The 25,015-nt window shown below is 72.0% G+C and carries 23 protein-coding genes and 1 pseudogene; 9 read left to right on the forward strand and 15 right to left on the reverse strand.

Going from position 1 to position 25,015, the window contains the following annotated elements:
• Positions 1 to 14 precede the first annotated feature (14 nt).
• The gene (locus H5965_RS31265) at positions 15 to 914 is read right to left on the reverse strand and encodes an XRE family transcriptional regulator (RefSeq protein ID WP_310974380.1); all 900 of its coding nucleotides are present in this window, start codon (positions 912 to 914) and stop codon (positions 15 to 17) included.
• A 51-nt stretch (positions 915 to 965) separates the two neighbouring features.
• Positions 966 to 2,183, reverse strand: coding sequence for an MFS transporter (locus H5965_RS31270; RefSeq protein WP_310974381.1), 1,218 nt, complete (start codon positions 2,181 to 2,183; stop codon positions 966 to 968).
• A 47-nt stretch (positions 2,184 to 2,230) separates the two neighbouring features.
• Here H5965_RS31270 and H5965_RS31275 point away from each other — a divergent pair, with 47 nt between their 5' ends.
• The 5 genes from H5965_RS31275 to H5965_RS31295 all read left to right on the forward strand — a co-directional run bounded on the left by H5965_RS31275 (position 2,231) and on the right by H5965_RS31295 (position 6,168).
• A complete protein-coding gene (locus H5965_RS31275) occupies positions 2,231 to 2,914 on the forward strand; it encodes a FadR/GntR family transcriptional regulator (RefSeq protein ID WP_310974382.1) in 684 nt (227 codons plus the stop codon).
• An 81-nt stretch (positions 2,915 to 2,995) separates the two neighbouring features.
• On the forward strand, positions 2,996 to 3,484 hold the full coding sequence (locus H5965_RS31280) for a hypothetical protein (RefSeq protein ID WP_310974383.1): 489 nt from the start codon (positions 2,996 to 2,998) through the stop codon (positions 3,482 to 3,484).
• Positions 3,485 to 3,539: 55 nt separating this feature from the next.
• On the forward strand, positions 3,540 to 4,382 hold the full coding sequence (locus tag H5965_RS31285) for a DUF4097 family beta strand repeat-containing protein (RefSeq protein WP_310974384.1): 843 nt from the start codon (positions 3,540 to 3,542) through the stop codon (positions 4,380 to 4,382).
• A gap of 26 nt (positions 4,383 to 4,408) precedes the next feature.
• On the forward strand, positions 4,409 to 5,365 hold the full coding sequence (locus H5965_RS31290; protein WP_310974385.1) for an ATP-binding cassette domain-containing protein: 957 nt from the start codon (positions 4,409 to 4,411) through the stop codon (positions 5,363 to 5,365).
• The gene (locus H5965_RS31295) at positions 5,365 to 6,168 is read left to right on the forward strand and encodes an ABC transporter permease (protein ID WP_310974386.1); all 804 of its coding nucleotides are present in this window, start codon (positions 5,365 to 5,367) and stop codon (positions 6,166 to 6,168) included. The genes H5965_RS31290 and H5965_RS31295 overlap by 1 nt, the downstream gene beginning before the upstream one ends.
• Position 6,169: 1 nt before the next feature.
• Here H5965_RS31295 and map read toward each other — a convergent pair whose 3' ends face one another.
• The 5 genes from map to H5965_RS31320 form a co-directional block, all read right to left on the reverse strand.
• Positions 6,170 to 7,027, reverse strand: coding sequence for a type I methionyl aminopeptidase (gene map / locus H5965_RS31300; RefSeq protein ID WP_310974387.1), 858 nt, complete (start codon positions 7,025 to 7,027; stop codon positions 6,170 to 6,172).
• 23 nt (positions 7,028 to 7,050) lie between these two features.
• A complete protein-coding gene (locus H5965_RS31305) occupies positions 7,051 to 8,844 on the reverse strand; it encodes a penicillin-binding transpeptidase domain-containing protein (protein ID WP_310974388.1) in 1,794 nt (597 codons plus the stop codon).
• Positions 8,845 to 8,905: 61 nt separating this feature from the next.
• Entirely contained in the window at positions 8,906 to 9,760 is an 855-nt protein-coding gene (locus tag H5965_RS31310; RefSeq protein WP_310974389.1) for a GNAT family N-acetyltransferase, read from the reverse strand.
• 177 nt (positions 9,761 to 9,937) lie between these two features.
• Entirely contained in the window at positions 9,938 to 10,327 is a 390-nt protein-coding gene (locus H5965_RS31315; RefSeq protein WP_310974390.1) for a VOC family protein, read from the reverse strand.
• 4 nt (positions 10,328 to 10,331) lie between these two features.
• Positions 10,332 to 11,126: an AraC family transcriptional regulator gene (locus H5965_RS31320; protein WP_310974391.1), complete on the reverse strand. Its 795-nt coding sequence runs from the start codon at positions 11,124 to 11,126 to the stop codon at positions 10,332 to 10,334.
• 82 nt (positions 11,127 to 11,208) lie between these two features.
• On the opposite strand from H5965_RS31320, the gene H5965_RS31325 reads away from it, so the two are divergent.
• Entirely contained in the window at positions 11,209 to 11,463 is a 255-nt protein-coding gene (locus tag H5965_RS31325; protein WP_003057586.1) for a hypothetical protein, read from the forward strand.
• 56 nt (positions 11,464 to 11,519) lie between these two features.
• Here H5965_RS31325 and ispG read toward each other — a convergent pair whose 3' ends face one another.
• The 3 genes from ispG to dxr all read right to left on the reverse strand — a co-directional run bounded on the left by ispG (position 11,520) and on the right by dxr (position 15,222).
• The gene (ispG, locus tag H5965_RS31330) at positions 11,520 to 12,653 is read right to left on the reverse strand and encodes a flavodoxin-dependent (E)-4-hydroxy-3-methylbut-2-enyl-diphosphate synthase (protein ID WP_310974753.1); all 1,134 of its coding nucleotides are present in this window, start codon (positions 12,651 to 12,653) and stop codon (positions 11,520 to 11,522) included.
• 136 nt (positions 12,654 to 12,789) lie between these two features.
• Positions 12,790 to 14,016, reverse strand: coding sequence for a site-2 protease family protein (locus H5965_RS31335; protein ID WP_310974392.1), 1,227 nt, complete (start codon positions 14,014 to 14,016; stop codon positions 12,790 to 12,792).
• Positions 14,017 to 14,019: 3 nt separating this feature from the next.
• On the reverse strand, positions 14,020 to 15,222 hold the full coding sequence (gene dxr, locus H5965_RS31340; RefSeq protein ID WP_310974393.1) for a 1-deoxy-D-xylulose-5-phosphate reductoisomerase: 1,203 nt from the start codon (positions 15,220 to 15,222) through the stop codon (positions 14,020 to 14,022).
• A gap of 94 nt (positions 15,223 to 15,316) precedes the next feature.
• Here dxr and H5965_RS31345 point away from each other — a divergent pair, with 94 nt between their 5' ends.
• Positions 15,317 to 15,574 (forward strand): DUF2631 domain-containing protein, encoded by a 258-nt coding sequence (locus H5965_RS31345; RefSeq protein WP_310974395.1) that lies wholly within the window; start codon positions 15,317 to 15,319, stop codon positions 15,572 to 15,574.
• 25 nt (positions 15,575 to 15,599) lie between these two features.
• Positions 15,600 to 16,259: a peptidylprolyl isomerase gene (locus tag H5965_RS31350; RefSeq protein WP_310974396.1), complete on the forward strand. Its 660-nt coding sequence runs from the start codon at positions 15,600 to 15,602 to the stop codon at positions 16,257 to 16,259.
• A gap of 1 nt (position 16,260) precedes the next feature.
• On the opposite strand, the pseudogene H5965_RS31355 reads toward H5965_RS31350, so the two are convergent.
• From H5965_RS31355 to H5965_RS31365, 3 genes and pseudogenes are all read right to left on the reverse strand, one after another.
• Positions 16,261 to 16,467: pseudogene (locus H5965_RS31355) on the reverse strand (DUF6881 domain-containing protein); the annotation flags it as partial.
• 51 nt (positions 16,468 to 16,518) lie between these two features.
• Positions 16,519 to 18,288, reverse strand: a complete 1,770-nt coding sequence (locus H5965_RS31360; RefSeq protein ID WP_310974398.1) for an MFS transporter — start codon at positions 18,286 to 18,288, stop codon at positions 16,519 to 16,521.
• A gap of 115 nt (positions 18,289 to 18,403) precedes the next feature.
• Positions 18,404 to 19,855, reverse strand: coding sequence for a PLP-dependent aminotransferase family protein (locus tag H5965_RS31365; protein WP_310974399.1), 1,452 nt, complete (start codon positions 19,853 to 19,855; stop codon positions 18,404 to 18,406).
• A gap of 28 nt (positions 19,856 to 19,883) precedes the next feature.
• Between H5965_RS31365 and H5965_RS31370 the strand changes: the two genes are divergently transcribed.
• A complete protein-coding gene (locus H5965_RS31370; RefSeq protein WP_310974400.1) occupies positions 19,884 to 20,666 on the forward strand; it encodes an L-histidine N(alpha)-methyltransferase in 783 nt (260 codons plus the stop codon).
• 88 nt (positions 20,667 to 20,754) lie between these two features.
• Here H5965_RS31370 and H5965_RS31375 read toward each other — a convergent pair whose 3' ends face one another.
• Together H5965_RS31375 and H5965_RS31380 are read right to left on the reverse strand one after the other, a co-directional pair.
• Entirely contained in the window at positions 20,755 to 24,000 is a 3,246-nt protein-coding gene (locus H5965_RS31375; RefSeq protein WP_310974401.1) for a tetratricopeptide repeat protein, read from the reverse strand.
• A gap of 240 nt (positions 24,001 to 24,240) precedes the next feature.
• Positions 24,241 to 24,969 (reverse strand): alpha/beta fold hydrolase, encoded by a 729-nt coding sequence (locus H5965_RS31380; RefSeq protein ID WP_310974402.1) that lies wholly within the window; start codon positions 24,967 to 24,969, stop codon positions 24,241 to 24,243.
• Positions 24,970 to 25,015: the final 46 nt, after the last annotated feature.

Raw genomic sequence — 25,015 nt, forward strand, 5'->3', positions numbered from 1 at the left:
AGATCCGCAAGTCCTTAACAATCAACCGGCCAGTCCCATGCGAAGCCGTACCGGCCAGGCCCGAAATTGAGCGCGACCCCGTGCACCGCACCGGATTCCGGCACGACGTCGGCGTTTTCGCCGGGCTCGGCGAACCGGCGGCACACCGGCGGCACCGCCTCCGGGGAGAACCGGATTTCGAGCACGTATTCGCGAACCGGGAGCCGGAACTTCCGTTCGTAGTTCAGCGCGACCGGGTGCGGCGCGGAATTCGCCAGCGTGTGTTCGGTGATCACCGTTTCGCCGCGCAGCAGCGGCCTGCCGAAGAGCAGTTCGACGACGAGAAGGCCGTCTTCGGGCTGCAGCACGCTGCGGCCCGCTCGGCAGCCGCGCAGCGAACGCAGCTCCGGCAGGGGCCGGTCGTGCTCGTCGAGGTGCAGGATCACCACCCACCGGTCCGGGCCGTCGGCCTCGGCCCGCAGCACCTGCCGCGACCGGATCTCCAGCTCCTCGCGACCCGGGCCGACGAGGACGACGTCGTGCTGGCTGAGCCGGGTCAGCCGCTCGTCCCACCGGGTGTCCACATCGGACACCGCGGCCTCGATGCGCGGCCCGTCCGGCCAGAACCGGCCGATCCCGGCGGGCGCGGACCGGCCGGTCCGCGGCGGGCCGAGCAGCGCGACCAGCGAGCCCGCCGGCACCTCGAGGATCGCTTCGAGCTGCCGCAGCCCGTGCACCGAGTCGCGCCGCCGGGGGCGGCTGCGGCCGGACTGCCAATAGCTCAGGGTCGCCGTCGTGACCGAGACACCGCGGGTGCGCAGGTGCTCGCGGAGCCGGTCGAGGCTCAGCCCGCGGGCGCGGATGGCCGCGCGCAGAGCCGCGTCGAAGGGGCCCTCGCGCAGCAACGTCCCGAGGTCGGGCACCGGCACGGCCACCCGGTGATCTTAGGCCGCGGCAACCGGGCGAAAGCCGTTAACAATCAAGAATCAGACGAAGCGGTGGCGGCCGGCGAGGGCGCCGAACGCCAGCTGGACCACGAGCAAGCCGAGCAGCATCGCCAGCGGCACGGTCCAGCCGCCCGCGAGGTCGTGCAGCAGGCCGAAGAGGAACGGCCCGAGCGCGGCGAACAGGTAGCCGAAGCCCTGCGCCATCCCGGACAGCCGGGCGGTGTCGGCGCCGGTCCGCGCGCGCAACGCGATCACGGTCAGGGCCAGCGAGAACGTGCTCATCCCGAGCCCGACGAGGATGCTCCAGAGCAGGGGCGACCACGACGGCGCGAGCATCAGCCCGGTGGTCCCGGCGACACCGAAGACGCCGAGCCCGACGATCCACGGGCTCTGCCCGCGCTGCCGGGCCGCCATCGGCGCGACGACGAGGCTGATCGGCACGGCGATCAGCGAAACCAGGCCGAACAGCAGCCCGGCGTCCTCGCGCGGGACGCCCGCGTCCATCAGCACCTGCGGGAACCAGCCCATCGCCGCGTAGGCGTAGAACGCCTGCAGGCCGAAGAACCCGGTGACGATCCAGGCCAGCCGGTTGCGCAGCAGCGACCGGCCACCCTCGGCGCCTTCGGCGGGCCGCGGTGCCCGGCCGGTGCCGCGGGCTGCGAAGATCCAGGCCAGCAGCGCGACGACGGCGAGCACCGCCCAGCCGCCCAGCGCCGGGCGCCAGCCACCGAGGGTGTCGCCCAGCCGCGGGGTCACCGCCGACCCGAGCGCGCCGCCGCCCTGCAGCGCGGCGGTGTAGACGCCGGTCAGCACGCCGATCCGAGCCGGGAAGGAGTCCTTGATGACGACCGGGATGAGCACGTTGATCAGGGCGATCCCGGCGGTCGCGACGAGCGTCCCGCCGAGCACCACGGCCGGGCCGTCGAGCACGCGCAGCACGAGCCCGGCGGCGAGGGCGGCCAGCGCGATCGCGATGGCCGCGCCGATCCCGGCCCGGCGCGCCAGCAGTGGCGCGGCGAGCCCGGCGCCGGCGAAGCAGAGCGTCGGCAACGTCGTGAGCAGCCCGGCCCAGACGACCGAAGTGCCCAGGTCCTGGCGCATTTCGGCGAGCATCGGCCCGACGCCGGTGATCGCCGGGCGCAGGTTCAGGGCGGTGAGCACCACCGCGACCGCGAGCAGCGCGCCGGCGGCGACCACGCCGGGCGTCCGGACTTCGATGACGCCGTCCAGTTCGGGTTCACGGTGTTCGACGGGCATGGCGCTACTATCGCATACGTAGGATGATTGGATGAAGGGATAATCCTGTGCCTCTGGCCACCACGCGCCGAGCAGGCCTCGTCGACCAGGTCATCGACCAGCTGCGGACCGCGGTCACGCAGGGCGAATGGCCGATCGGCGAACGCATCCCGACCGAGGCCGAGCTGGTCGAGCAGCTCGGCGTCGGGCGCAACACCGTCCGCGAAGCCGTGCGCGCGCTCGCGCACACCGGGCTCCTGGAGGTCCGGCAGGGCGACGGCACCTACGTGCGCGCCACGAGCGAGGTCTCCGGCGCGATCCGCCGGCTCTGCGGCACGGAACTGCGTGAAGTCCTGCAGGTCCGGCGCACCCTCGAAGTCGAAGGCGCCCGGCTCGCGGCCGTCGAGCGGACCGAAGACGAGGTCGCCGAGCTGCGCGCCCTGCTCGCCCGCCGCGAAACCGACCTGCGGGCCGGCCAGTGGCAGGACTTCGCCCGCACCGACGCCGAGTTCCACTGCGCCGTGGTCGCCGCCGGGCACAACCGGCTGCTCACCGAGCTCTACCGCGGGCTGACCGAGGTCATCGCGGCGAGCATCGCGACGACGTCCAGCATCGCGCCGGGCGCGGATCACGTACCGGAGATCGGCCACGAAGGCCTTGCCGAGGCCATCGCCGACCGCGACCCGGACCGCGCGGCCGCGGAGGCCTGCGGGTTCCTCGACGAGCTCCTGGAGCGGATCGAACACGCCTGACCTGCGGGTTCTGCCATCGATGACCCCTAAGGGTGCCATTTCAGGGTTGTTGTGGCACCACCGTGGTGCCATATTTGTGCCATGGACCTGACACCCTTCGTGGACAGCCTCCGCCGCGAGTTCGCGGTAGCCGCCGAGGCGGCCGGCGAGGACGCTGTCACCCTGGCCGAACGGCTGGCCTCCCCGCTGGAGTCCGCTATCCGGCTCACCCTGCTCGACGCGCTGTCGGCCGCGGCCGACGAGATCACCCGCGACCTCGCTCCCGGATCCGTCGAAGTACGCCTTCGCCGCCGCGAAGCGGAGTTCGCGGTTTCCGTGCCCACGGCGCCCGAACCGGCTCCGGCGGAGGCCCCGCCACCACCCGAGGCCGACGACGGCGCCGTCTCCCGGATCAACCTGCGGCTCCCCGACCAGCTGAAGCAGCGGGTGGAGGAGGCCGCGAGCCGCGACCGGCTCTCCATCAACGCCTGGCTCGTCCGGGCCGCGAACGCCGCACTCGGCGCCGACGCGAGCCGGCCCGCGCACCGCCGGTCCGTCTACGGCGAGAAGTACACCGGCTGGGTTCGCTGACCCACCCGTTCTGACCAGCCAAAACGCTCCCAAAGCACCCCAGGAGGGCGCAGCCATGCCAATTTTCCCCACCCCCGAGCCGATCACGGCCACGCTGGACGTCAGCATGGCCGACGTCCGGATCGTCGCCGGCGACCGCACCGAAACCACCGTCGAGGTCCAGCCGGCCGACCCCGGCGACAACGAGGACGTCAAGGCCGCGGCCAAGACCCGCGTCGAGTTCGCCGACGGCGAGCTGCTGGTCAAAGGCCCGAAGTACACGACGAGACTGTGGGGCAAGGGCGGCGCGCTGCACGTCACGGTCGAGCTGCCGGCCGGCTCCCGTGTCAAGGCGACGTCCGCGATGGGCGACTTCCACGTCACCGGCCGCCTGGGCGACAGCCGGCTCAAGACGTCCGTAGGCAACATCCACCTCGACGAGACCTCGCGGCTCGAAGCGAACACCGCGACCGGTGACGTCTTCGTCGACCGGGCCACCGGGCACGCCGAGGTCGGCACCGGCTCCGGCGAGCTGCGGATCCGCGAGATCGACGGCACCGCGGTCCTCAAGAACTCCAACGGCGAGACCCGCGTCGGCGAGGTGACCGGCGAACTGCGCGTCAACACCGCCAACGGCGACATCCTGGTCGACGTCGCCCATGCCGCCGTCAACGCGAAGACCGCCGCCGGTGACATCCGGCTCGGCGAGGTCATCCGCGACCGGGTCGTCCTCGAGACCGCCGTCGGCGAGATCGAGGTCGGCATCCGCGACGGCAGTGCCGCGTGGCTCGAGCTGAACTCGCTGACCGGGTCCGTGCGCAACACGCTCACGCCGTCCGACGGTCCGGGCGGCACCACCGAGACCGTCGAGGTCAAGGCCCACACCTACACCGGCGACATCGTCATCCGACGCGCCTGAAGACTCCACACAGACAGGGGAAATCCATGCCGGACGCCATCGTGGCCGAGGGATTGGTCAAGAAGTACGGGAAGGTCACCGCGCTCGACGGGATGTCGCTGCGCGTACCGGAGGGCACGGTGCTGGGGGTGCTCGGGCCGAACGGCGCCGGGAAGACCACCACCGTCCAGATCCTCACGACGCTGCAGAAGCCGGACGCGGGCCACGCGACCGTCGCCGGGTTCGACGTCGTGAAGGACGCCCACGAGCTGCGCTCGCACATCGGCGCTTCGGGGCAGTACGCCGCCGTCGACCAGGAACTGACCGGGGCGGAGAACCTCGAGATGGTCGGGCGGCTCTACCACCTGGGTACCAAGCGGGCCAAGGCCCGCGGCCGCGAGCTGCTCGCCCGGTTCAGCCTGGAGGACGCGGCCGACCGGCCGGTGAAGGGCTACTCCGGCGGCATGCGGCGCCGGCTCGACCTGGCCGGCGCGCTCGTGGCCAACCCGCCGGTGCTGTTCCTCGACGAGCCCACGACCGGGCTCGACCCGCGGGCCCGCACCGAGCTGTGGGACGTCATCACCGAGCTGGTCGCCGGCGGCACCACGCTGCTGCTGACCACGCAGTACCTGGAAGAAGCGGACCGGCTGGCCGACAGCATCGCCGTCGTCGACCACGGGCGCGTGATCGCCCGCGGCACCGCCGACGAGCTCAAGGACCTGGTCGGCGGCGAGCGGATCGAGCTGACCGTCGGCACCCACGACGACGTCCTCGTGGCCCGGCGCGCGCTGGCCCGGCTGGCCAGCGGCGAGCCGCAGGCCGAGGCGTTCCGGCTCACCGTGCCCGTGACCCACGGCGCGAAAGCGCTTACCGAAGCGCTCGCCCTGCTCGCCGCGGAAGGCGTCGACGTCCGCGACGTCGGCGTCCGCCGCCCCACCCTCGACGACGTTTTCCTCACCTTGACCGGCCACGAGACGGCCGAACCCGCGAAGGAGGCCGTGTGATGAACGCGGTGCAGATGGCCGTCACCGACGGCGTGACCGTCGCCAAGCGCAACTCGATCAAGATCGTCCGGTCGCTGGACCTGCTCGGGTCCATCGTGTTCATGCCGGTGATGTTCGTGCTGCTCTTCGGCTACGTCTTCGGCAGCGTGATCGACATCCCCGGCATGTCGTACCGCGAGTTCATGCTCCCGGGGATCTTCGTCCTCGCGGTGGCGATGGGCAGCATCGTCACCGGCTACGGGCTGACCGACGACCTGCAGAAGGGCATCATCGACCGGTTCAGATCGCTGCCGATGTCCCCGGCCGCGGTGCTGATCGGCCGCACCACCGCGGACCTCATCCTGAACGTGACGAGCCTGCTGATCATGGGCCTGGTCGGCCTGCTGGTCGGCTGGCGCATCCACACCGGCGTGTTCGAAGCGCTCGGCGGGGTGCTCCTGCTGCTCGCGTTCGCCTACGCGCTGTCGTGGGTGATGGGCACGCTCGGCCTGGCCGTCCGCAAGCCGGAGGTGTTCAACAACGTCTCCAGCGTGGCGATCTTCCCGCTGACGTTCCTGGCCAACACGTTCGTCGACAGCGGCCGCCTCCCTGCCCCGCTGCGGGTGATCGCGGACTGGAACCCGGTCTCGGCGATCACCCAGGCGTCCCGGAAGCTGTTCGGCAACACGAGCGCGGCCATGCCGGTGCACGCCGCCTGGCCGATGCAGCACGCCGTGCTCGCCTCGGTGCTGTGGATCGCGCTGCTGCTGGTGGTCTTCGTGCCGCTTTCGGTGCGCTGCTACAAGAAGGCCACCAGCCACTGACTCAGGGCAGCGTGAGGATCTCGCTGCCGTCGGCCGTCACCACGAGGGTGTGCTCGAACTGGGCCGTCCACTTCTTGTCCTTCGTGGTGACGGTCCAGTCGTCCGGCCAGATGTCGTAGTCGATGGTGCCCAGCGTGATCATCGGCTCGATCGTGAAGGTCATGCCCTCCTCGATGATCGTGTCGACGGAGGGCTCTTCGTAGTGCAGGACCGTCGGGGGCGTGTGGAACGCCGGGCCGACGCCGTGGCCGGTGAAGTCGCGGACCACGCCGTAGCCGAAGCGCTTGGCGTAGGACTCGATGACCCGGCCGATGACGTTCAGCTGCCGGCCCGGCCGGACCGCCTTGATCGCCCGCATGGTCGCCTCGCGGGTGCGCTCCACCAGCAGGCGGGCCTCCTCGGAGACATCGCCGGCCAGGAAGGTCGCGTTCGTGTCGCCGTGGACGCCGCCGATGTAGGCGGTGACGTCGATGTTGCAGATGTCACCGTCCTCGATCACCGTCGAGTCCGGGATGCCGTGGCAGATCACCTCGTTGAGCGACGTGCAGCACGACTTCGGGAAGCGGCGGTAGCCCAGCGTCGACGGGTAGGCGTGGTGGTCGAGCAGGAACTCGTGCACCACCTTGTCGATGTCGTCCGTGGTGGCGCCCGGCTTGACGGCCTTGCCGCCCTCTTCCAGCGCCTGGGCCGCGATACGGCCGGCGATCCGCATCTTCTCGATCACCTCGGGCGTGCGCACGCCGTTGCCGGTGTCCCGCTTCGGCGCCGGCTTGTCCACGTACTCGGGACGGGCGATGGAACTGGGGACGTCACGGCGCGGCGTCTGGACGCCGGGAACGAGCGGAGCACGAACGGACATGCCTCCACCTTACGACGGTCCGCTCAGCCGATCCCCGCCAGGAACCGGTGCGCGGCCTGCACCGCCGGTTTCGACGACCCGGCGTCGGTGAGGAGCACGGCGAACGCCAGGTCGCCGCGGTAGCCGACGAACCAGCCGTGCGAGCGGGAGCCGTCGCCGAACTGGGCGGTGCCGGTCTTGCCCGCGACGTCGGGGATGTCCCGCAGGCCGGTCGCGGTGCCCGCCGTGACGACCTCCCGCATCATCCCGCGCAGCGCGTCGAGGACCTCCGGCGACGGCGGGTCCCCGACGTTCTGCGTCGCCGCGGGCAGGCCCTTGACGATCGACGGCGACGGCACCTTCCCGGCCTGCACGGTGGCCGCGACCAGCGCCATGCCGAACGGACTGGTCAGGACCGTCCCCTGGCCGAAGCCGTTTTCCGCCCGCTGGACGGCGGAGTCGCCGGCCGGGACGTCCCCGGTGACCGTGGTCAGGCCCGGGACGACGAAGTCGGCGCCGAGCCCGAAGGAGCGGGCGGTGTCGGTGAGCGCCGCCTTGTCGAGGCCGGCGGCGAGCCGGGCGAACGTCGTGTTGCAGGACCGCGCGAACGCCGTCTTCAGCGGCACCCGGCCCAGGTCGAACCGGCCCTCGTTCGGCACGACGCGGTTTTCGATCGTCGTCGTCCCCGGGCAGTCGACCGGGCCACCCGCTTCGACCTCCCCCGCCGACAGCGCGGCTGCCGCCGTGACGATCTTGAACGTCGACCCCGGTGGGTAACGCCCGGACAAGGCCAGCGAGCCCTCCTCGTCGGCGGCGTCGTTCTGGGCCACGGCGAGGATGTCCCCGCTGGAAGGCTGGATGGCGACCAGCGCGGCGGAGTACGGCTCGGTTTCGAGGGCCTTCTCGGCGGCGGCCTGGATCTTCGCGCTGAGCGTGCTGGTGACGGCGGGCGCGGGCCGCGGCGGCTCGGCCTTGAGCTCGGCGGCCTCGCCCCCGGTGACGTCGCGAGTGACGATCCGCCAGCCCGCCGCCCCGGCCAGCTGCTGCTCGACCAGCGCGCGGATGCCCGGCAGGACCTGCTGCCCGGACCCGCGGGTCACCGGCAGCAGCCGCTCCTGGCTGGCGAAGCGGACGCCGGGCAGGTCGTAGATCACCGGCTTGACCCGCTGGTAGTCGCCGGCGCGCAGGGTGATCACCGGGTAGGCGTCGCCGGGCTTGGTCTTGTTCATCCCGTCCAGCACGGACCGGCCGGTGACCGACGGCTCGTACCGGTGCAGCGCCTTGGCCAGCGTCCCGGCGACAGCGCTCGCGTTGCCGGTTTTCTGCGGGTCGACGACCACGCCGATCACGGTCTGCGGGCGCATCAGCGCCACGCCGTCGCGGTCGAGGACCGGCGCCGTCTCGGGCAGCTGCGGCAGCATGCCGAGGGTCTGGCCGACGGCGAGCTGAGGGTGCACGACCGTCGGCTGCCAGTGCACCTGCCAGCCGCTCTCGGCCGCCCGCAGCTGGGCGTCGGCGCGGTAGGACCACGTGCGACCGTGCGGGAGGTGCCAGGTGAGCCGGTAGCCGGCGGTCACGACGTCGCCCTCCGGCTGTTTCACTTCTTCGTCGTCGACGTCGAGGGCCTCGGGGTCGAGCACGCCGCGGACCTGGCTCAGCACGGTCTTGGCGGCATCGGGTGAGTCGGTGTTCGCGGCCGCGGCGGCGACGTCCCCGGACGCGAGGGCGTCCAGGAAGGCGGAAAGGGCTTCCTCGGGACCGTCGCCCGAGCACCCGGCCGTGGTCGCGGCGACGAGCAGCAGCAGCGCCGCGAGAGCACGGTGTCGACGTGCACTCATGGCCGGATCATGCCTGGTCAGAGCGTTGTGGCGGCTTCGCAACACCGCCACGGAAGAGTGGTTAGAACAGCACCGTCGCGTACTGGCCGACCTGCTGGAAGCCGATCTTGCGGTAGGCCGCGAGGGCGGGGGTGTTGAAGGCGTTGACGTAGAGGCTGGCGGTGCGGCCGAGGCCGCGGACGAGCCGGTTCACGACCGCGGCGGTGCCGGCGGTGCCGAGCCCGTCGCCGCGGCGGTCCGGGTGCACCCAGACGCCCTGGATCTGCCCGACGGTGGCCGACATGGCGCCGATCTCGGCCTTGAAGACGACCTCGCCGTCCTCGAAACGGGCGAACGCGCGGCCGGCCCCGATCAGCTCGGTGACCCGGGCGCGGTAGCTGGCCCCGCCGTCGCCGCTGCGCGGGTCGACACCGACCTCCTCGATGAACATCGAGACGGCCGCGGGCAGGTACCGCTCGAGCTCGTCCGGCCGGACGGGCCGCACGAGCGGATCGGCGGCCACGAGCGGGGTGGCGTCGAGGGCCATCAGCGGCTGGTCGTCGCGGACCTCGCGGGCCGGGCCCCACTCGCCTTCGAGCTCGTCCCACAGGCCGAGGACCTGTTCGGCCGGGCCGACGAGCGAGGAGCAGGTGCGCTGCCTTCTCAGGGCGCGGTCGGCGAAGGAGCGCAACGCGGGCGCGTTGCCCCTCAGCGGGATGAGGTTCGGCCCGGAAAAGCACAGCCCTTGGAGCCGTCCGGCCCGGACCGGACGGCTGTCGGCGGCCCAGAGCTCACCACCGAGCCGCCACGGGTCGAGGCCCGCGGCCTCGACCCGGGCGCTGACCATGCAGCTGCCCACCGGGTCCGCGGCCAGAGCGGCACGGACCGCCGGATAGTCCCGATCATCGAGCAGCCGTGCACCTGCAAGCCGCAACACGGGCTCCAGGGTGCCAGATTCGACTGCTAAACGGAACGCAAGCCTCCCGACACGGTGAGATGAACAGCCGCCGACGGCCACCTCGGGCGGCCGGTGCCGCGGCCGCCCGCGTCGCGAATGCCTCATCCGGGACGTCGGAGGTCCCGAATGAGTCATTCGCGGCACTCCCCGGCGCGGTCAGGCACCGCGGTAGGTGCCGATCGTCCAGGAGTTGCCCTCCGGGTCGCGCAGGCTGAACGTGTGCGAGCCGTACTCGGTGTCCGTCAGCTCGGCCGTGATCTCGGCGCCCGCCGCCGTCACCCGCGCGTGCACCTCGTCCACCCGGTCCGAGACCACGTACACCGCGGAGGCGCCCGGCTTCATCGCGTCGTGGACGCCGTCCGGTGGCCGGACGCTGCCCAGCATCACCGCGCCGCCCTCGGGCCAGCGCAGCTCGGCGTGCGCGATCAGGTCGCCCTCGGGCACCACCAGCGCCTCGGTGAAGCCCAGGACGTCGACGAGGAAGCGGACCGCGGCCGGGGCGTCGTCGTACCGGAGAGCGGGCCAGACGTTCGGTTCAGGAGTCATGCCGTCAGCTTCGCGCCACCTCCGCCTCCTGGTCTTGGAGGAACGGGAGCTCCTCGGCGATCCACGTGCCCGGCGTGCAGCCCGCCAGCGCGTGCCACTCGTTGGTCAGGTGTGCCTGGTCGTAGAACCCGCACTCCGCGGCCAGCGCCGCCAGATCCGTCCGGCCGCGCCGCAGCAGCCGCCCGGCCCGCTCGAACCGCAGCACCCGCGCCGCCTGCTTGGGCGCCAGACCCAGCTCGGTGCGGAACCGCTCGCCCAGGTGGCGACGGCTCCAGCCGACCTCCTCGGCGAGGTCCGCGACGCGCACCTGCCCGTCCGCGCCGCGCATCCGGCGCCACGCCTCACCCAGCTCGGGCGGCGGCACCACCGGCTCGACGGCCCGGGCGGCCAGGACGTCGTCCAGCAGCGCGAACCGCTCGCGCCACGGCAGCTCCCGCAGCCGATCCGGCAGCGAGCCGAGACCGAATCCGGCGAGGTCGGCCACCTCGCCGCTCAGCTCCGCCGCCGTCACGCCGAACAGCGTCCGCACGCCCAGCGGGTCGAGCTCCAGCTGGATGCCCTCCTGCACGCGGTCCTGCCGGATCAGCACCGCGCGCGTGTGGAGCCCGCCGACCAGCGCCTGCAGGCTTTGCCCGCCCATGCGCACCGGCCCGGCGAGGCTGATGACGAGCGTCACATGCCGGGACGGCAGGCCGCGGTGGACCGGCAGCGTGACGTCGTCCTGGGCGTACCCGACATAGCGCGTGACCAGGGGCCGCACCACCGGGTGCGGCTCGTGGACGGCCCAGGTCACGCTCACGGTTGCCAGGGTAAAGGTCACCACCGACAGTTCCGGGTCTGATAACACGGACGTGCGTCCCCACCGCGGAAGGAACCACCCGATGACGATCCAGGAGCAGGCGCAGCAGCTGGAGCTGCTCGCCGACCAGGTGCCGACCGGCATCGCGCTCGCCACGAAGAGCGACCTCGAAGACCTCCAGGCCCAGGTGCTCGGCCTGCTCGGGGAGACGTCCACCGCGACCGCGATCCAGGGTGCCATCCAACTCGCTTCCCAGCAGATCGACGAGGTCGCGGCCGCGCTCGAGAACGTGCGGCTGCAGATCCGCGACGCCGCCCAGCACCACCTGCAGGGCTGAAAACGCGCCGGAGCCCTCCTCACCGATCCGGCGAGGAGGGCTCCGAGCGGGAGTGCTCAGCCGGCGGTGACCACCGGCGCGCCCTCGCCGAGGGACTCGCCCGCCTCCTCGGCGATGCGCATGGCCTCTTCGATGAGCGTCTCGACGATCGCGTGCTCGGGCACGGTCTTGATGACCTCGCCCTTGACGAAGATCTGGCCCTTGCCGTTGCCCGACGCGACGCCCAGGTCGGCCTCGCGGGCCTCGCCCGGGCCGTTCACGACGCAGCCCATGACCGCCACGCGCAGCGGGATCTCCATGCCCTCGAGCCCGGCGGTGACCTGCTCGGCGAGCGTGTAGACGTCGACCTGCGCGCGCCCGCACGACGGGCACGAGACGATCTCCAGCTTGCGCTGCTTGAGGTTCAGCGACTGCAGGATCTGGATGCCGACCTTGACCTCTTCGACCGGCGGCGCGGACAGCGAGACGCGGATCGTGTCGCCGATGCCCTGGCGCAGCAGCGCGCCGAAGGCGACCGCCGACTTGATCGTGCCCTGGAACGCCGGGCCCGCCTCGGTGACGCCGAGGTGCAGCGGGTAGTCGCACTGCTCGGCGAGGAGCTCGTACGCGCGCACCATGACCACCGGGTCGTTGTGCTTCACCGAAATCTTGATGTCGTGGAAGTCGTGCTCGGCGAACAGCGACGCCTCCCAGAGCGCCGACTCGGCCAGCGCCTCCGGCGTCGCCTTGCCGTACTTGTCCATGATCCGCTTGTCCAGTGAGCCGGCGTTGACGCCGATCCGGATCGGCGTGCCGTGGTCCTTCGCGGCCTGCGCGATCTCCTTGACCTGGTCGTCGAACTTCCGGATGTTGCCGGGGTTGACGCGCACCGCCGCGCAGCCGGCCTCGATCGCCGCGAAGACGTACTTCGGCTGGAAGTGGATGTCGGCGATCACCGGGATCTGCGACTTCTTCGCGATCGCGGGCAGCGCCTCGGCGTCGTCGGCCGACGGGCACGCCACGCGGACGATGTCGCAGCCCGCGGCGGTCAGCTCGGCGATCTGCTGCAGCGTCGCGTTGACGTCGGAGGTGAGCGTCGTCGTCATCGACTGGACGGAGATCGGGAAGTCGCTGCCGACACCGACCGGACCCACCTGGAGCTGGCGGGTCTTGCGGCGCTCGGAGAGGACGGGCGGGGGCAGGGCGGGCATACCGAGTGCGACGGTCACGGCTTCCAGCGTACCCACGCCTACTGGGCCACCTTCACCATGTCAACCGTCACGGTGAGCAGCATTACGCGCCGTGTGGCGCGCCACGGAGGGGCCGGAACCCCTCCGTGGCGGTTCGCTACTGCAGCCGAATCGGGTTGACGATGTCCGCGGTCACCGTGAGTAGCGTGACCGCACCGCCGATGAGCACCAGCACCATCGTGATCCCGGACAACCTGGTGTAGTCGACCGGCCCGCCGGCGACCTTGCCCCGCCGGGCCCGGATCCAGTCGCGGACGCGCTCGTACCAGACCACCGCGATGTGCCCGCCGTCCAGCGGCAGCAGCGGCAGCAGGTTGAACACGCCGATGAAGAAGTTCAGGCTGGCCAGCAGGAAGAAGAACAGCACCCAGATACCCCGCTCGACGGCCTCGCCGCCGATCCGGCTGGCGCCGACGACGCTGACCGGGGTGTTCGGGTCGCGCTCGCCGCCGAAGATCGCGGTGACGACGGCGGGGATGCGCTGGGGGAACTCGACGAGCCGCTGCGCCGTCTCGGCGAACATCGTGCCGGTGAAGCTGAAGGTGGCGCCGACCGCGGCGACCGGGCCGTACTGGGTGGTGACCGCGGGCTGCTTCGGGGACGCACCGATCATGCCGACCGTCTTGACGCCGGCGCTGGTCCAGCGCTGCACCTGCGGCACGTCGACGATGAGCGCGAGCCGCTGGTCGCCGCGCTGGACGTCGAACTGGGTCCGGCCGCTGGTGGCCTGCACGGCGGCGAGCATTTCGGTCCAGCTGGCGACCGGCTTGCCGCCGACCGCGAGGATCTTGTCGCCGGCCCGCAGCCCGGCCGCCTCGGCCGGCCGCACCGCACCCGGCGGGCAGCTCGGGTCGTCGGACTGGGCCTGGGCCTGCGCCTCGGTCGTCGCCGACTGCGCGCACGACGTCGCCGCCAGCACCGGCGTGGTGTCGACGGGGGCCAGGTTCGGCAGGCCCATCGTCACGGCCATCAGGTAGAGGACCACGAAGCCGAGGATGAAGTGGGTGATCGACCCGGCCGACATCACGACGGTGCGCTTCCAGGTCTTGAACCGCCACATCGCGCGCGGCGCCTCGTCCGGCGTCACCTCGTCGAGCGCAGTCATGCCGGCGATGTCGCAGAACCCGCCGAGCGGGATCCACTTCAGGCCGTACTCGGTCTCGCCGCGGCGCCAGGAGAACACCGTGGGCCCGAAGCCCACGAAGTACCGGCGGACCTTCATGCCGAAGGCTTTCGCGGTCAGCATGTGACCGGCCTCGTGCAGTGCGACTGAGACGCAGATCCCCAGCGCGAAGAGCACCACACCGATGATGTAGGCGAGCACCCGCTACTTCCCCTCGATGATCGAACCGGCCCGCGCACGAGCCCAGCGCTCGGCCGCGAGTACGTCCTCCACGTCGCGTGGTTCGCGACGCCATTCGTCGGCGGCTCCCACCACCTCGGAAACAGTGTCCACTATCGACGTGAAGCTGGTGTTCTGCGCGAGGAAAGCTGCCACGAGCTCCTCGTTCGCGGCGTTGTAGACCGCGGGCAGGCAGCCGCCGGCGCTGCCGCAGTGGCGGGCCAGCTCGACGGCCGGGAAGGCGTCGTCGTCCAGCGGCTCGAAGGTCCAGGTGGCGGCCTTGTCCCAGGTGCAGGCCGGGGCGGCGCCGGGCACCCGGTCGGGCCAGTGCAGGGCGAGCGCGATCGGCAGCCGCATGTCGGGCGGGCTGGCCTGGGCGATCGTCGAGCCGTCGGTGAAGGTCACCATCGAGTGCACGATCGACTGCGGGTGCACGGTGACGTCGATCTTTTCGGGAGCGATGTCGAACAGCAGCGCCGCCTCGATCAGCTCCAGGCCCTTGTTGACCAGGGTGGCCGAGTTGATGGTGATCAGCGGGCCCATGGACCAGGTCGGGTGCGCCATCGCCTGCTCGACGGTGACGTCCGCCAGTTCGGCGCGCTTGCGGCCGCGGAACGGGCCGCCGGACGCGGTGAGGACGAGCCGGGCGACTTCGTCCTGGCGGCCGGCCCGCAGCGCCTGCGCGATGGCGGAGTGTTCGGAGTCGACGGGCACGAGCTGCCCGGGCTTCGCGGCGGCGAGCACCAGCGGCCCGCCGGCGATGAGCGACTCCTTGTTCGCGAGCGCGAGCGTGGCGCCGGTGGCCAGGGCCTTGAGCGTGGGCTCGAGGCCGCGGGAGCCGGGCAGGGCGTTGAGGACGGTGTCGACTTCGACGGCCTCGATCAGCTCGGTGACGGCGTCGGAGCCGGCGAACAGCCGCGGGAGCTTGAAGTCACCCTGCGCGTACCCGCGCTTCTGCGCCTCGGCGTACAGCGCGAGCTGGACGTCCTCGGCGGCCGTGGCCTTGGTCACGGCGACGGCTTCGACGCCGTGGGCGATCGCCTGCGCGGCGAGAGCGGCCGGATCGGCTCCACCGGCGGCGATCCCGGCCACCCGGAACAGGTGCGGGTTGCGCGCGGCGACGTCGAGGGCCTGCACGCCGATGGACCCGGTCGAGCCGAGCACGAGAACGCTTCGCGAGGTAGTCATCGCCGGTCATTGTCGCGCGGGGCGTCTCCGCGGCGCACCCGGAGGTGTGGGATCATCGGCGGGTCCGAGGTTCACGGGGTTTGAGGAGTTCATCGTGGCAGGCAAGGCGGTCGAGAAGAGGCGGCCCGAGGTCGACCCGCGCGACGAGCCGTCCGCGGCCTGGGGCTGGCACGGCTCGTTCCCGAAGGCCACCCGCATCGCCGGCTGGGTCAGCGCGATCGTCCTGCTGGTGATGATCAAGGGCAACCACGAGAACAACACCGAGAACGTGTGGCTGGTGGGGCTGTCGTTGTTCCTGATCCTGCTGCTGGTGCTGGACATCCGCAAGCAGCGCACGGCCTGGCGCAAGTAGTCGGTTTTTCGCTAACGTCCCCGGCATGAAGCTGCGCTGGGGACTTTCTCTTGTCGGTGTACTGGGCGCGCTGCTGGTGGCTCCTGCCCCGGCATCGGCGTCGGTGCCGTTGGTCCGGTGTTCGTTCACGCCGACGCCCTCGAACCCGGCGGCTCGTCCTGTGGTGCGTCCCGCTCCGGTGGCGTTGACGCGCGGGACTGTCGACGTGACGTTCCGGTTCAACTACGGGCCGGTGACCGTACGGCTGGACCGCGGCGGGGCTGCGCCTTGTGCGGTGCACAACATGGTCTCGCTGGTTTTGCAGCGGTTCTACGACCGGTCGCAGTGCTGGCGGCTGTCCGACTCCGCTCGTCTTGGTGTTCTTCAGTGCGGGGACATCTACGAGGTGGAGAAGGGTGGGCCGGGGTACAAGTTCCCGGACGAGGTCTCGGGTTCGGAGACGTACCCGCGGGGGACGATCGCGATGGGGAACCAGGGGCCGGGGACCAATGGGTCGGAGTTCTTCATCGTGCACTCGTTCGCGAACATCCCGGCCAACTACTCGGTGATGGGGCGGGTGATCCGGGGGATGTCCGCTCTTGATCGGATGGTGGCGGACGGGATCATCCCGACCGACCCGAACGGGCCGCTGGACGGGGCGCCGGCAAAGCCGGTGAAGATCCAGCGCGCCACGGTCGGCTGGTAGGTCACCCGCGGGCACGCGCCCCAACGGCCTCGAACTCCGCGGCCGTGATGACCTCCGCGTGGAACTCCGGCTGGGCGCTGATCTCGGCCGCCGCCGGGAACGGCAGCTGCCCCAGGCCGATCGCGTCCGTTTCCCGGCTCCCATCCGCCCACTCGGCCCGGCCGTCTCGGTAGACGTCCACCTTGCGCACCTCGTACCGCTCTTCATCGAGTTCGCTGAAAGGGGCCGGGGTACGACCCCGGCCCCTCGATCACGTCGCTCAGCGTTCGCTCGACGGCGACACCAATTCGCTCGGCCCGCCGCTCGACTCCCCCGCCACCGCGGCCAGTTCCTCCCCCACCGACTCGCCGTTCTTCGGCCTGGCGTCCTTCGTCAGCAGCGACGCCACCGCGCCGATCAAGCACACCACGATCGCGAAGCCGAACGCCACCGCCAGACCCGACTGGAACGGGCCCGAGATCAGGTTCGGGAAGAAGCTCCGGCCCGTCAGGAACGACGCCTGGTCCGGCGGCAGGGACGACAGCTGACCGCCCAGCAACTGCTGGATCGGGTTGTAGCCCAGGAACGCCGCGAACAGCACCGCCACCGCCGGGAGGTTGGCGATCTGGGCCGCCGACGACGCGGGAACGCCGTGTTCGATCAGGCCCGCGCTCATCGTCGACGGGAGGCTCGACGACAGGCCCGCGATGATCAAGCTGAAGAAGAAGCCGATCGACAGGACCATCGCCGCGTTCTGGAACGTCGTCATCATGCCCGCGCCCGAGCCGCGGGCGTCCGCCGGGAGGCTGTTCATCACTTCGGCGCGGTTCGGGGAAGCGAACATGCCCATGCCGATGCCGTTGATCAGCAGGATCGCCGCGAACGCCCAGTAGTCGAAGTTCACCGGCAGCAGGATCAGCAGCAGGAACGTCACCGCCGTGATGAGCAGGCCGCCCGAGGCGAGCAGGCGGCTGCCGATGCGGTCGGACAGCACGCCCGACGCCGGTGCCGAGACCAGGAAGCCGATCGTCATCGGGAGCATGTAGATGCCCGCCCACAACGGGGTCTGCTCGAACGTGTAGCCGTGCTGCGGGAGCCAGATGCCCTGCAGCCAGATGATCAGGATGAACTGCAGCCCGCCGCGGCCGAGGGAGGCCGTCAGGTTGGCGACGTTGCCCCAGGTGAACGAGCGGATGCGGAACAGCGACAGGCGGAACAGCGGGTTGTCCACCTTCGACTCGATGACCACGAACGCCACCAGCACCGCGAGGCCGCCGATCAGGCAGGTCAGCACGAACGGGCTGCCCCAGCCGGTCGGGGACGAGCCGTACGGCTGGATGCCGTAGGTGATGCCGATCAGCACCGCGATCAGGCCGACGGCGAAGGTGATGTTGCCCCACCAGTCCATCCGCGCGTGCTTGCGGACGCCGGTGTCGTGCAGCTTGAGGTACGCCCAGACCGTGCCGATCACGCCGAACGGCACCGACACCAGGAAGATCAGGTTCCAGTCGACCGGCGCGAGCACGCCGCCGACGACCAGGCCGAGGAACGAGCCCGCGATCGCCGCGACGCCGTTCATGCCGAGCGCGAGGCCGCGCTGGTTGGCCGGGAAGGCGTCGGTGAGGATCGCCGAGCTGTTCGCCATCAGGAAGGCGCCGCCGACGCCCTGCACGATCCGCCAGCCGATCAGCCACAACGCGGCCGCGTCGCCGTCGAACCAGGTGATGGCCAGCATGATCGACGACACCGTGAACACCGCGAAGCCGAGGTTGTACATCCTCGCGCGGCCGTACATGTCGCCGAGCCTGCCGAAGCTCACCACCAGCACCGCGGTGACCACGAGGAAGCCCATGATCATCCACAGCAGGTAGCTCGTGTTGGCCGGTTCCAGGGGGTTGATGCCGATGCCCTTGAAGATGTCGGGCAGCGCGATCAGCACGATCGAGGAGTTGATCGTGGCGATCAGCATGCCCAGCGTCGTGTTGGACAGCGCGATCCACTTGTACCGCGGCCCCAGTTCCGCGATCGAATACGTCCGGCGTTCCGCCACTGTGCAACCCTTCTGCTCGCAAAGTCCCTTAGCTAGGCTAAGCAAGTTGCTTGCGTATGGCAACCAACCGGGCGAAATGCATGGGAGAGCATGATCACAGCCGCTTGACTGTCCTTTAGGGACTCTTTACCAGAGTGCCCAGAACGGCCACGCCTTCCTCGATCTCCGACGCCGTCCGCGCCGCATACCCCAGCACCAGGCCCGGCCGCCCCGGGAGCTGCCGGTGCCACGACAGCGGCTGGACCTTCACCCCCTCCGCCAGCGCGGCCGCCGCCACCGCGACGTCGTCCACGTCGGCGTCGAAGGTCACCGTCAGGTGCAGGCCCGCGGCCGCGCCGTGGACGACGGCCGAGGGCAGCGACGCCGACAGAGCCCGGATCATCGCGTCCCGCCGACGCCGGTGCCGCCCCCGCACCACCCGCAGCTGCCGCTCCAGTTCCCCCGTCTCCATCAAGCGCGCCAGGACCAGCTGGGCCAGCACCGGATTGCCCAGGTCCGCGAACCGCTTCGCCGCCACGAGATCGGCGAAGAACCGCGGCGGCGCCAGCAGCCAGCCCACCCGCAACGCCGGCGCCAGCAGCTTCGACACGCTGCCCATGTAGCAGACCTCCGGCACCATCGACCGGACCGCCGGCACCGGCGCCCGGTCGTAGCGGTGCTCGGCGTCGTAGTCGTCTTCGAGGACGATGCCGCCGGAAGACGCCCAGCGCATCAGCTCACGACGGCGCTCGCCGCCCAGCACCACGCCCATCGGGAACTGGTGCGCCGGTGTCAGCAGCACAGCCGGCGCCGTCAACGCCGAGACGCGCAGGCCGTCGTCGTCGACCGGGACCGGCGGGGTCGCCAGGCCGCAGTGGTGCAGGTGCTGCCGCGCCCCCAGCGAACTGGGGTCCTCGACCGCCACCGAAGTCACGCCGTGCTGCCGCAGCACCTCGCCGACCAGCGTCAACGCCTGCGCGACCCCGGCCACCACGACGATCTCGCCCGGATCGACGCGGATCCCGCGGTTGCGGGCCAGCCAGCGCGACACCGCCAGCCGCATCGAGGGTGCGCCGCGCGGGTCGCCGTAGCCGAAGTGGGACGGCTCCAGCTCGTCCAGCACCGCCCGCTCCGCCCGCAGCCACGCCGCCCGCGGGAACGCCGTCAGGTCCGGGACGCCCGGGCTGAGGTCGATCCGGGCCGGGGTCGCGCGGACCGCGTCGAACACCTCCACGCCCGGCGAAGCCGTGATCACGTCCGAGGAGAGGCGGTCCGGCGAAGGGGACGGCGGCAGGACGGGCGCGGCGACGATGACCGTGCCCGCCCGGCCGCGGCCCGCGGCGTGGCCGTCGTCGATCAGCCGCTGGTAGGCCTCGGTGACCACCCCCCGCGAGACGCGCAGGTCGGCGGCCAGCACCCGGGACGCGGGCAGCCGTCCGCCCACCGGCAACCGGCCGTCGGCGACCGCGGAACGCAGCTGCCCGGCGAGCCAGTCCGCGAGCCCGCCCGGCGGCGCCGACCGGACGTCCAGCTGGAGGAAGTCCGAACCTATGGACCCCTCCGAGGGCGCTGTTTTGGCTCTGTCCATCGGGCCATTGTCGCAGCACGCTGGACGCATGGACACCGCTTACGTGCACGGATACACCGAACCCGAAGCCCGCCGCCTCGGCGACCAGGCCGACACCCTCGCCGACCTCCTGCACGCCGGGACGGCCTACCCCGCCGGCAGCCGCGTGCTCGAAGCCGGCTGCGGGGTCGGCGCCCAGACCGTCCACCTCGCGGCCCGCAGCCCGGACGCGCACCTGACCGCCGTCGACGTCTCCGCAACGTCCCTGCGCCAGGCCCGGACCCGGGTCGAGGGCGTCGACTTCCGGCAGGCCGACCTGTTCGACCTCGACGGCGAATACGACCACGTCTTCGTCTGCTTCGTCCTCGAACACCTGCCAGAGCCGGAGAAAGCCCTCGCGCACCTGAAGACGCTGCTGCGCCCCGGCGGCACGATCACCGTGATCGAGGGCGACCACGGCTCGGCGTTCTTCCACCCGCGTAGCGAGCACGCCCAGGCCGCCATCGACTGCCTGATCCGGCTCCAGGCCGACGCCGGCGGCGACGCGCTCATCGGCCGCCGCCTCCACCCGCTGCTGACCGGCGCCGGGTTCGGCGACGTCGAGGTCGAACCGCGGACGGTCTACGCCGACGCCTCGCGGCCCGGCCTGGTCACCGGCTTCACCCGCGACACGTTCACCGCGATGGTCGACGGCGTCGGCGAAACCGCCGTCAGCCGCGGGCTGATCACCCAGGGCCGCTGGGACCGGGGCGTCGCCGATCTGCACCGGACGACCCGCGAAGACGGCACCTTCCACTACACGTTCTTCAAGGCCACCGGGTGCAGGCCGTGAAGCCCCGGGCCCGGCTCGCGGGCAGCACCGACGTCGTCGACCGGGACCTCCAGCGGCTCGAAGCCGACCTGGCCGCCCGCGAACCCGATCACCGCGCGACGCGCTCCAGGGCCGTCAGGTGGTTCCGGACCCGGATCGCGCCGGGCACGCATTCCCCGGCGTAGCAGGCCAGCGCCCGCTCCCACTGCGAGCGGGCGGCCTCCGCGTCACCGAGTCCACTGTGGACTTCGCCGAGCCCGCAGTGGGCCCGGCCCTGTTCCGGACGGCAGCCCGTTTCCTTCGCCACGGCCAGGGCTTCACGGTGGTACCGCAACGCGTCCGCGGTGGCGCCGCGCGCGGCGGAGAGGCTGCCGAGGCTGTTGAGGACGCGGGATTCCACGCCCCGATCGCCGCATTCGCGGGCCAGGCTCAGCGCTTCTTCGAGGTGCTGGGCCGCTTCCGAGTGCCGCCCCTGCGCCAGGCGGACGTCGCCCAGGTGCTTCAGCGAGATGCAGCGGTTGGGCGGGCTTCCCGTCTCCTGCGCGATTTCCAGGGCCCGTTCCAGGTGTTCCGCGGCTTCGGCGTACCGGCCGCGTGCGTGCTCGATGTCGCCGAGGATGCTCAGGGCGTACCCCTCGCTCACCCGGACGCCCATCGCGCGCAGGTGCGTCAGCCCTTCTTCCAGGGCCTGGACGGCTTCGTCGTGCCGGCCCAGCGCGGACAGCGCGTCGCCCAGGTTGACCAGCGCGTAGCCCTCGCTCGTGCGGTCGGCGATGTCGCGCGCCAGGGCGAGGGCCTCTTCCAGGTAGCCGATCGCTTCGCCGTAGCGGCCGATGCCGCGGCTGGAACAGCCGAGTACCACCAGGACCAGGCCTTCGCTGGTGCGGTCGCCCGTCTTCCTCGCCAGGGCGAGGGCCTCGGTCGAGTACCGGATCCCGTCGGCGAACCGGCCCAGCGCGCGGCACACGAGCCCCAGGGTGTTGACCGAGTGGATTTCGGTGCGCCAGTCGCCGGTTTCCCGGGCCAGGACGAGCGCCTCCTCCAGGTACCGCAAGGCCTCCGGTGACCGGCCGACCCGCCAGTGGCCCAGCGCGATCAGGATGAGCGGCTCGGCCTCGGCGGCCCGGTCGCCGGTGTGGTGGGCCAGCGCCGACGCGTGCGTGTGCAGGACCAGCGCTTCCTCGTGGTAGCCGCCGACGTCGAGGTAGTGCCACAGGATCCCGGACAGCAGCCGCAGGTGCTCCGGCCAGCCGTGCCGGGTCGCGTGCGCGGCGACCGCCAGGAGGTTGCGCCGCTCGGCCTCCAGCCACGCCGGCGCGTCGAGCACCTTGATCTCCGGGTCGGGCACGCGCGGCCGCAGGTGCCGTTCCTGCGGCAGGACGACGTCCATCGCCTGCCCGGCCGAGGTGACGTAGAAGTCGAACAGCCGTTGTTGCGCCTCGTGGCTCTCCTCGGCGTCCTCGGCCGCGAGCTCGGCCGCGTAGACGCGCAGCAGGTCGTGCAGCTGGACGCGGTCGTCGCCGGTCTGCTGGGCGAGGTGGGCGCGCACCAGGGTGCCCGCCAGCCTTTCGGCCTCCGGCAAGGGGACGCCGGCGAGTGCGGCCAGCGCGGGCGGCGTCAGGTCGCGGCCCGGGTGCAGGCCGCAGAGCCGGAACACGCGCGCCGCGTCGGGCGCGAGGTTGCGGTAGGACCACGAAAACACCGCGCGGACCGCCGTCAGCTCGTCACCGCCGCCGTCGAGCAGGTCGAGCCGGCGCCGTTCGTCGGCCAGCTCGGCCGCGAGCGCGGCGAGCCGCTCCCCCGGCCGGCTCAGCGCCAGCTCCGCGACCAGCCGCAGCGCCAGCGGCAGCCGCGCCGCGTACCCGATCAGCGCCGCGGTGGCCTCCGGTTCGTCGTCGACGCGCCGGCCGAGCAGCGCGCGCAGCAGATCGCGGGCCTCGGTCTCGGTGAGCAGGTCGACGAGCACGCGGCGGGCGCCGTGGCGGGCGACCAGCCCGGGCAGCGCGTCCCGGCTGGTCACCAGCACCAGACAGGTCGGCGAGCCGGGCAGCAGCGGGCGGACCTGCCCGACCGCGTTGGCGTTGTCCAGCACCAGCAGCATCCGCCGCCCGGTGAGCGCGGTCCGGAACTTCGCGGCGCGCTCGTCCGGCTCGGCGGGGATGTCCGCGCCGTCGACGCCGAGGGCACGCAGGAAGCCCGACAGCGCGTCGCCCGGGTCCACCGGCCGGACCGTGCCGTAGCCGTGCAGGTCGAGGTAGAGCTGGCCGTCCGGGAACTCCGCGGGCACGCGCTGGGCCCAGCGGACCGCGAGCGCGGTCTTGCCGACCCCGCCGGTGCCGGAGAGGACGGCGATGCGCGCGCCGGTGTCGCCTTCGTCGCGCCGCAGCAGCGCGTCCAGCTCGGCCAGCTGCGCGGCGCGGCCGCGGAACCCGGGGACGTCGGCGGGTAGCTGGGCCGGCACCCGCGCGGGCGGCTCCGGAGCGGCGAAGTCCTGCCGCAGCACCTGCTGGTGGGCCGCCCGCAGCTCGGGACCGGGTTCCAGGCCGAGCTCACCGGCCAGGCGCCGGCGCACCTCGTCGAAGACGTCCAGGGCGGCGGCCTGGCGCCCGGATGCGGCGAGGGCCAGCATCAGCTTGGCGTGCGCGGACTCGTTCAGCGGCTCCTCGGCGGTCAGCACCCGCAGCTGCACCGCCGCGTCTTCGGGGTCGGCGTCCACGGCGTAGGCCAGCACGGCCTTCGCGCGCCGCATCGCCAGCGCGAGCCGGGCGGGGTGCTGGCGCAGCCGTTCGACGTCGGCGAGCGCCGGGCCGCGCCAGAGTTCCAGGGCCTCCTTCAGGGCGTCCCGTTCCAGCAGCGCTTCGAAACGCAGCAGGTCGAGCTCGTCCTCGCCGACGGCCAGCCGGTAGCCGCCCTTGTCCGTGGCGATCAGGTCGGCGGGCCGCAGCGCCCGCCGCAGCCGGGCGACGTAGGTGTGGAGCAGCTCCAGGCACGTCGACGGCGGCTCGTCCCAGATGACGTCGACGAGGTCCTCGCGCCGGACCGTCCGGTTCGGTTGCAGGGCCAGCAGCGCCAGCAGGAGTCGCTGCTTCTCCGCGCCGATCTCCACGGCCTCGGCGCCGCGCGTCACCGTCAGCGGGCCCAGCACGCCGAGCCGCACGGGTTCCGGCGGGGCTTCGGCCAGCGCTTCCCGCAGCTTGCGGGCCGTCTCCGGCCGGGGCCGCCGGACGCTGCCCAGCTCGGCGTTGCGCACCGCGCGCAGGCTCAACCCCGCACGCTCGGCGAGCTGGGCCTGGGTGAGACCGGCGAGCGCACGCCGGTCGCGCAGCCATCCGGCGAACGACGGGCCTTCGTCCACAGGCGTCCTCTCCTGCGTCCCCCGAGCGGAACGTACCTCTCCAGCATCACGATCGTGCCGCCCGAGATGTACCACCGATCGGCGAAGATAACCGTTTCCGCAGGTACGGACCGTGACGACGGCGCGGAGCGGGAGTACAGGCGCTCGTCCACCGCGCTTTCCTAGGCTTTTCGCGTCCGATGGTGGCGAGGGGTTGGCGGAGCAGCCGTCGAGTGGGGTACGACGGCTGCACCCGCTCCTTCAGACGCCGAAGCGCTCGAGCAGGGCCCGCACGGCGGCCGGGTCCTCGACGTGGGCGTTGTGCCCGAGACCGGCGAGCGTGACGGCGCCGGGATCGAGCGCCCGCAGCTGCTCCGGACGGCTCATCGGGTCGTTTTCCCCCGCGGCGAGCACGACCGGGCAGCGCGCCCCGGCCAGCAGGGCCGGCATGTCCGGCGCGCCGAGGCCGAACGCGGCCGGGTCCATCGCGAGGCGCCAACCTCCCTCGGTCTCGCGAAGCCCGGCCGGGTCGGCCGGCGCGATCCCGAGCAGCCCGGACACCTTCAGGTACGCCTGATCGGCCTCCTCCTGCGTCGCGAACACCCGCGGCGGCCGGGCCGCGAACGACGCCGCGCGGTTCAGGTCGTCCTGGCTCCACTCGACCTTGACGCCGAGGGCCAGCACGCCGGCCACCTCGACGTCGTGGCGATCGGACGCCAGTTCCAGCGCGAGCACCCCGCCGAGCGAATGCCCGGCGACGATCAGCGGCCCGCCGTCCGGCAGCGCCCGCGCGACCGCTTCGGCGAGCGTGGCGAAGCTGTAGTGCGGCAGTGGTGCGGACGGGCCGTGGCCGGGCAGGTCGGGCACCAGGACGCGCCGGTCGAGCTGGACGGCGAGGTGGTTCCAGACGGCGCCGGTCGCGCCGAGGCCGTGCAGCAGGAGGACGGCCGGTTCGCCCTTGCCGCCGATGCGCATGTTGAGCGTGTCCATCTGCGCAGCCTCCCAAATTGTCGGTGGCCGCGGCTAGGGTCGGGCC

The organism is Amycolatopsis sp. 505, from assembly GCF_031625235.1.
In the GTDB taxonomy this organism is placed as follows: domain Bacteria; phylum Actinomycetota; class Actinomycetes; order Mycobacteriales; family Pseudonocardiaceae; genus Amycolatopsis.

Bases quoted from the DNA above. Each gene is read 5' to 3' on its own strand.
- H5965_RS31350 (WP_310974396.1), top strand. From the start codon at position 15,600: ATGAAGCTGCGCTGGGGACTTTCTCTTGTCGGTGTACTGGGCGCGCTG.
- H5965_RS31285 (WP_310974384.1), top strand. From the start codon at position 3,540: ATGCCAATTTTCCCCACCCCCGAGCCGATCACGGCCACGCTGGACGTC.
- H5965_RS31270 (WP_310974381.1), bottom strand. From the start codon at position 2,183: ATGCCCGTCGAACACCGTGAACCCGAACTGGACGGCGTCATCGAAGTC.
- H5965_RS31295 (WP_310974386.1), top strand. From the start codon at position 5,365: ATGAACGCGGTGCAGATGGCCGTCACCGACGGCGTGACCGTCGCCAAG.
- H5965_RS31305 (WP_310974388.1), bottom strand. From the start codon at position 8,844: ATGAGTGCACGTCGACACCGTGCTCTCGCGGCGCTGCTGCTGCTCGTC.
- H5965_RS31380 (WP_310974402.1), bottom strand. From the start codon at position 24,969: ATGGACACGCTCAACATGCGCATCGGCGGCAAGGGCGAACCGGCCGTC.
- H5965_RS31280 (WP_310974383.1), top strand. From the start codon at position 2,996: ATGGACCTGACACCCTTCGTGGACAGCCTCCGCCGCGAGTTCGCGGTA.
- H5965_RS31325 (WP_003057586.1), top strand. From the start codon at position 11,209: ATGACGATCCAGGAGCAGGCGCAGCAGCTGGAGCTGCTCGCCGACCAG.
- dxr (WP_310974393.1), bottom strand. From the start codon at position 15,222: ATGACTACCTCGCGAAGCGTTCTCGTGCTCGGCTCGACCGGGTCCATC.
- H5965_RS31315 (WP_310974390.1), bottom strand. From the start codon at position 10,327: ATGACTCCTGAACCGAACGTCTGGCCCGCTCTCCGGTACGACGACGCC.
- H5965_RS31370 (WP_310974400.1), top strand. From the start codon at position 19,884: ATGGACACCGCTTACGTGCACGGATACACCGAACCCGAAGCCCGCCGC.
- H5965_RS31290 (WP_310974385.1), top strand. From the start codon at position 4,409: ATGCCGGACGCCATCGTGGCCGAGGGATTGGTCAAGAAGTACGGGAAG.
- map (WP_310974387.1), bottom strand. From the start codon at position 7,027: ATGTCCGTTCGTGCTCCGCTCGTTCCCGGCGTCCAGACGCCGCGCCGT.
- H5965_RS31365 (WP_310974399.1), bottom strand. From the start codon at position 19,855: ATGGACAGAGCCAAAACAGCGCCCTCGGAGGGGTCCATAGGTTCGGAC.
- ispG (WP_310974753.1), bottom strand. From the start codon at position 12,653: ATGCCCGCCCTGCCCCCGCCCGTCCTCTCCGAGCGCCGCAAGACCCGC.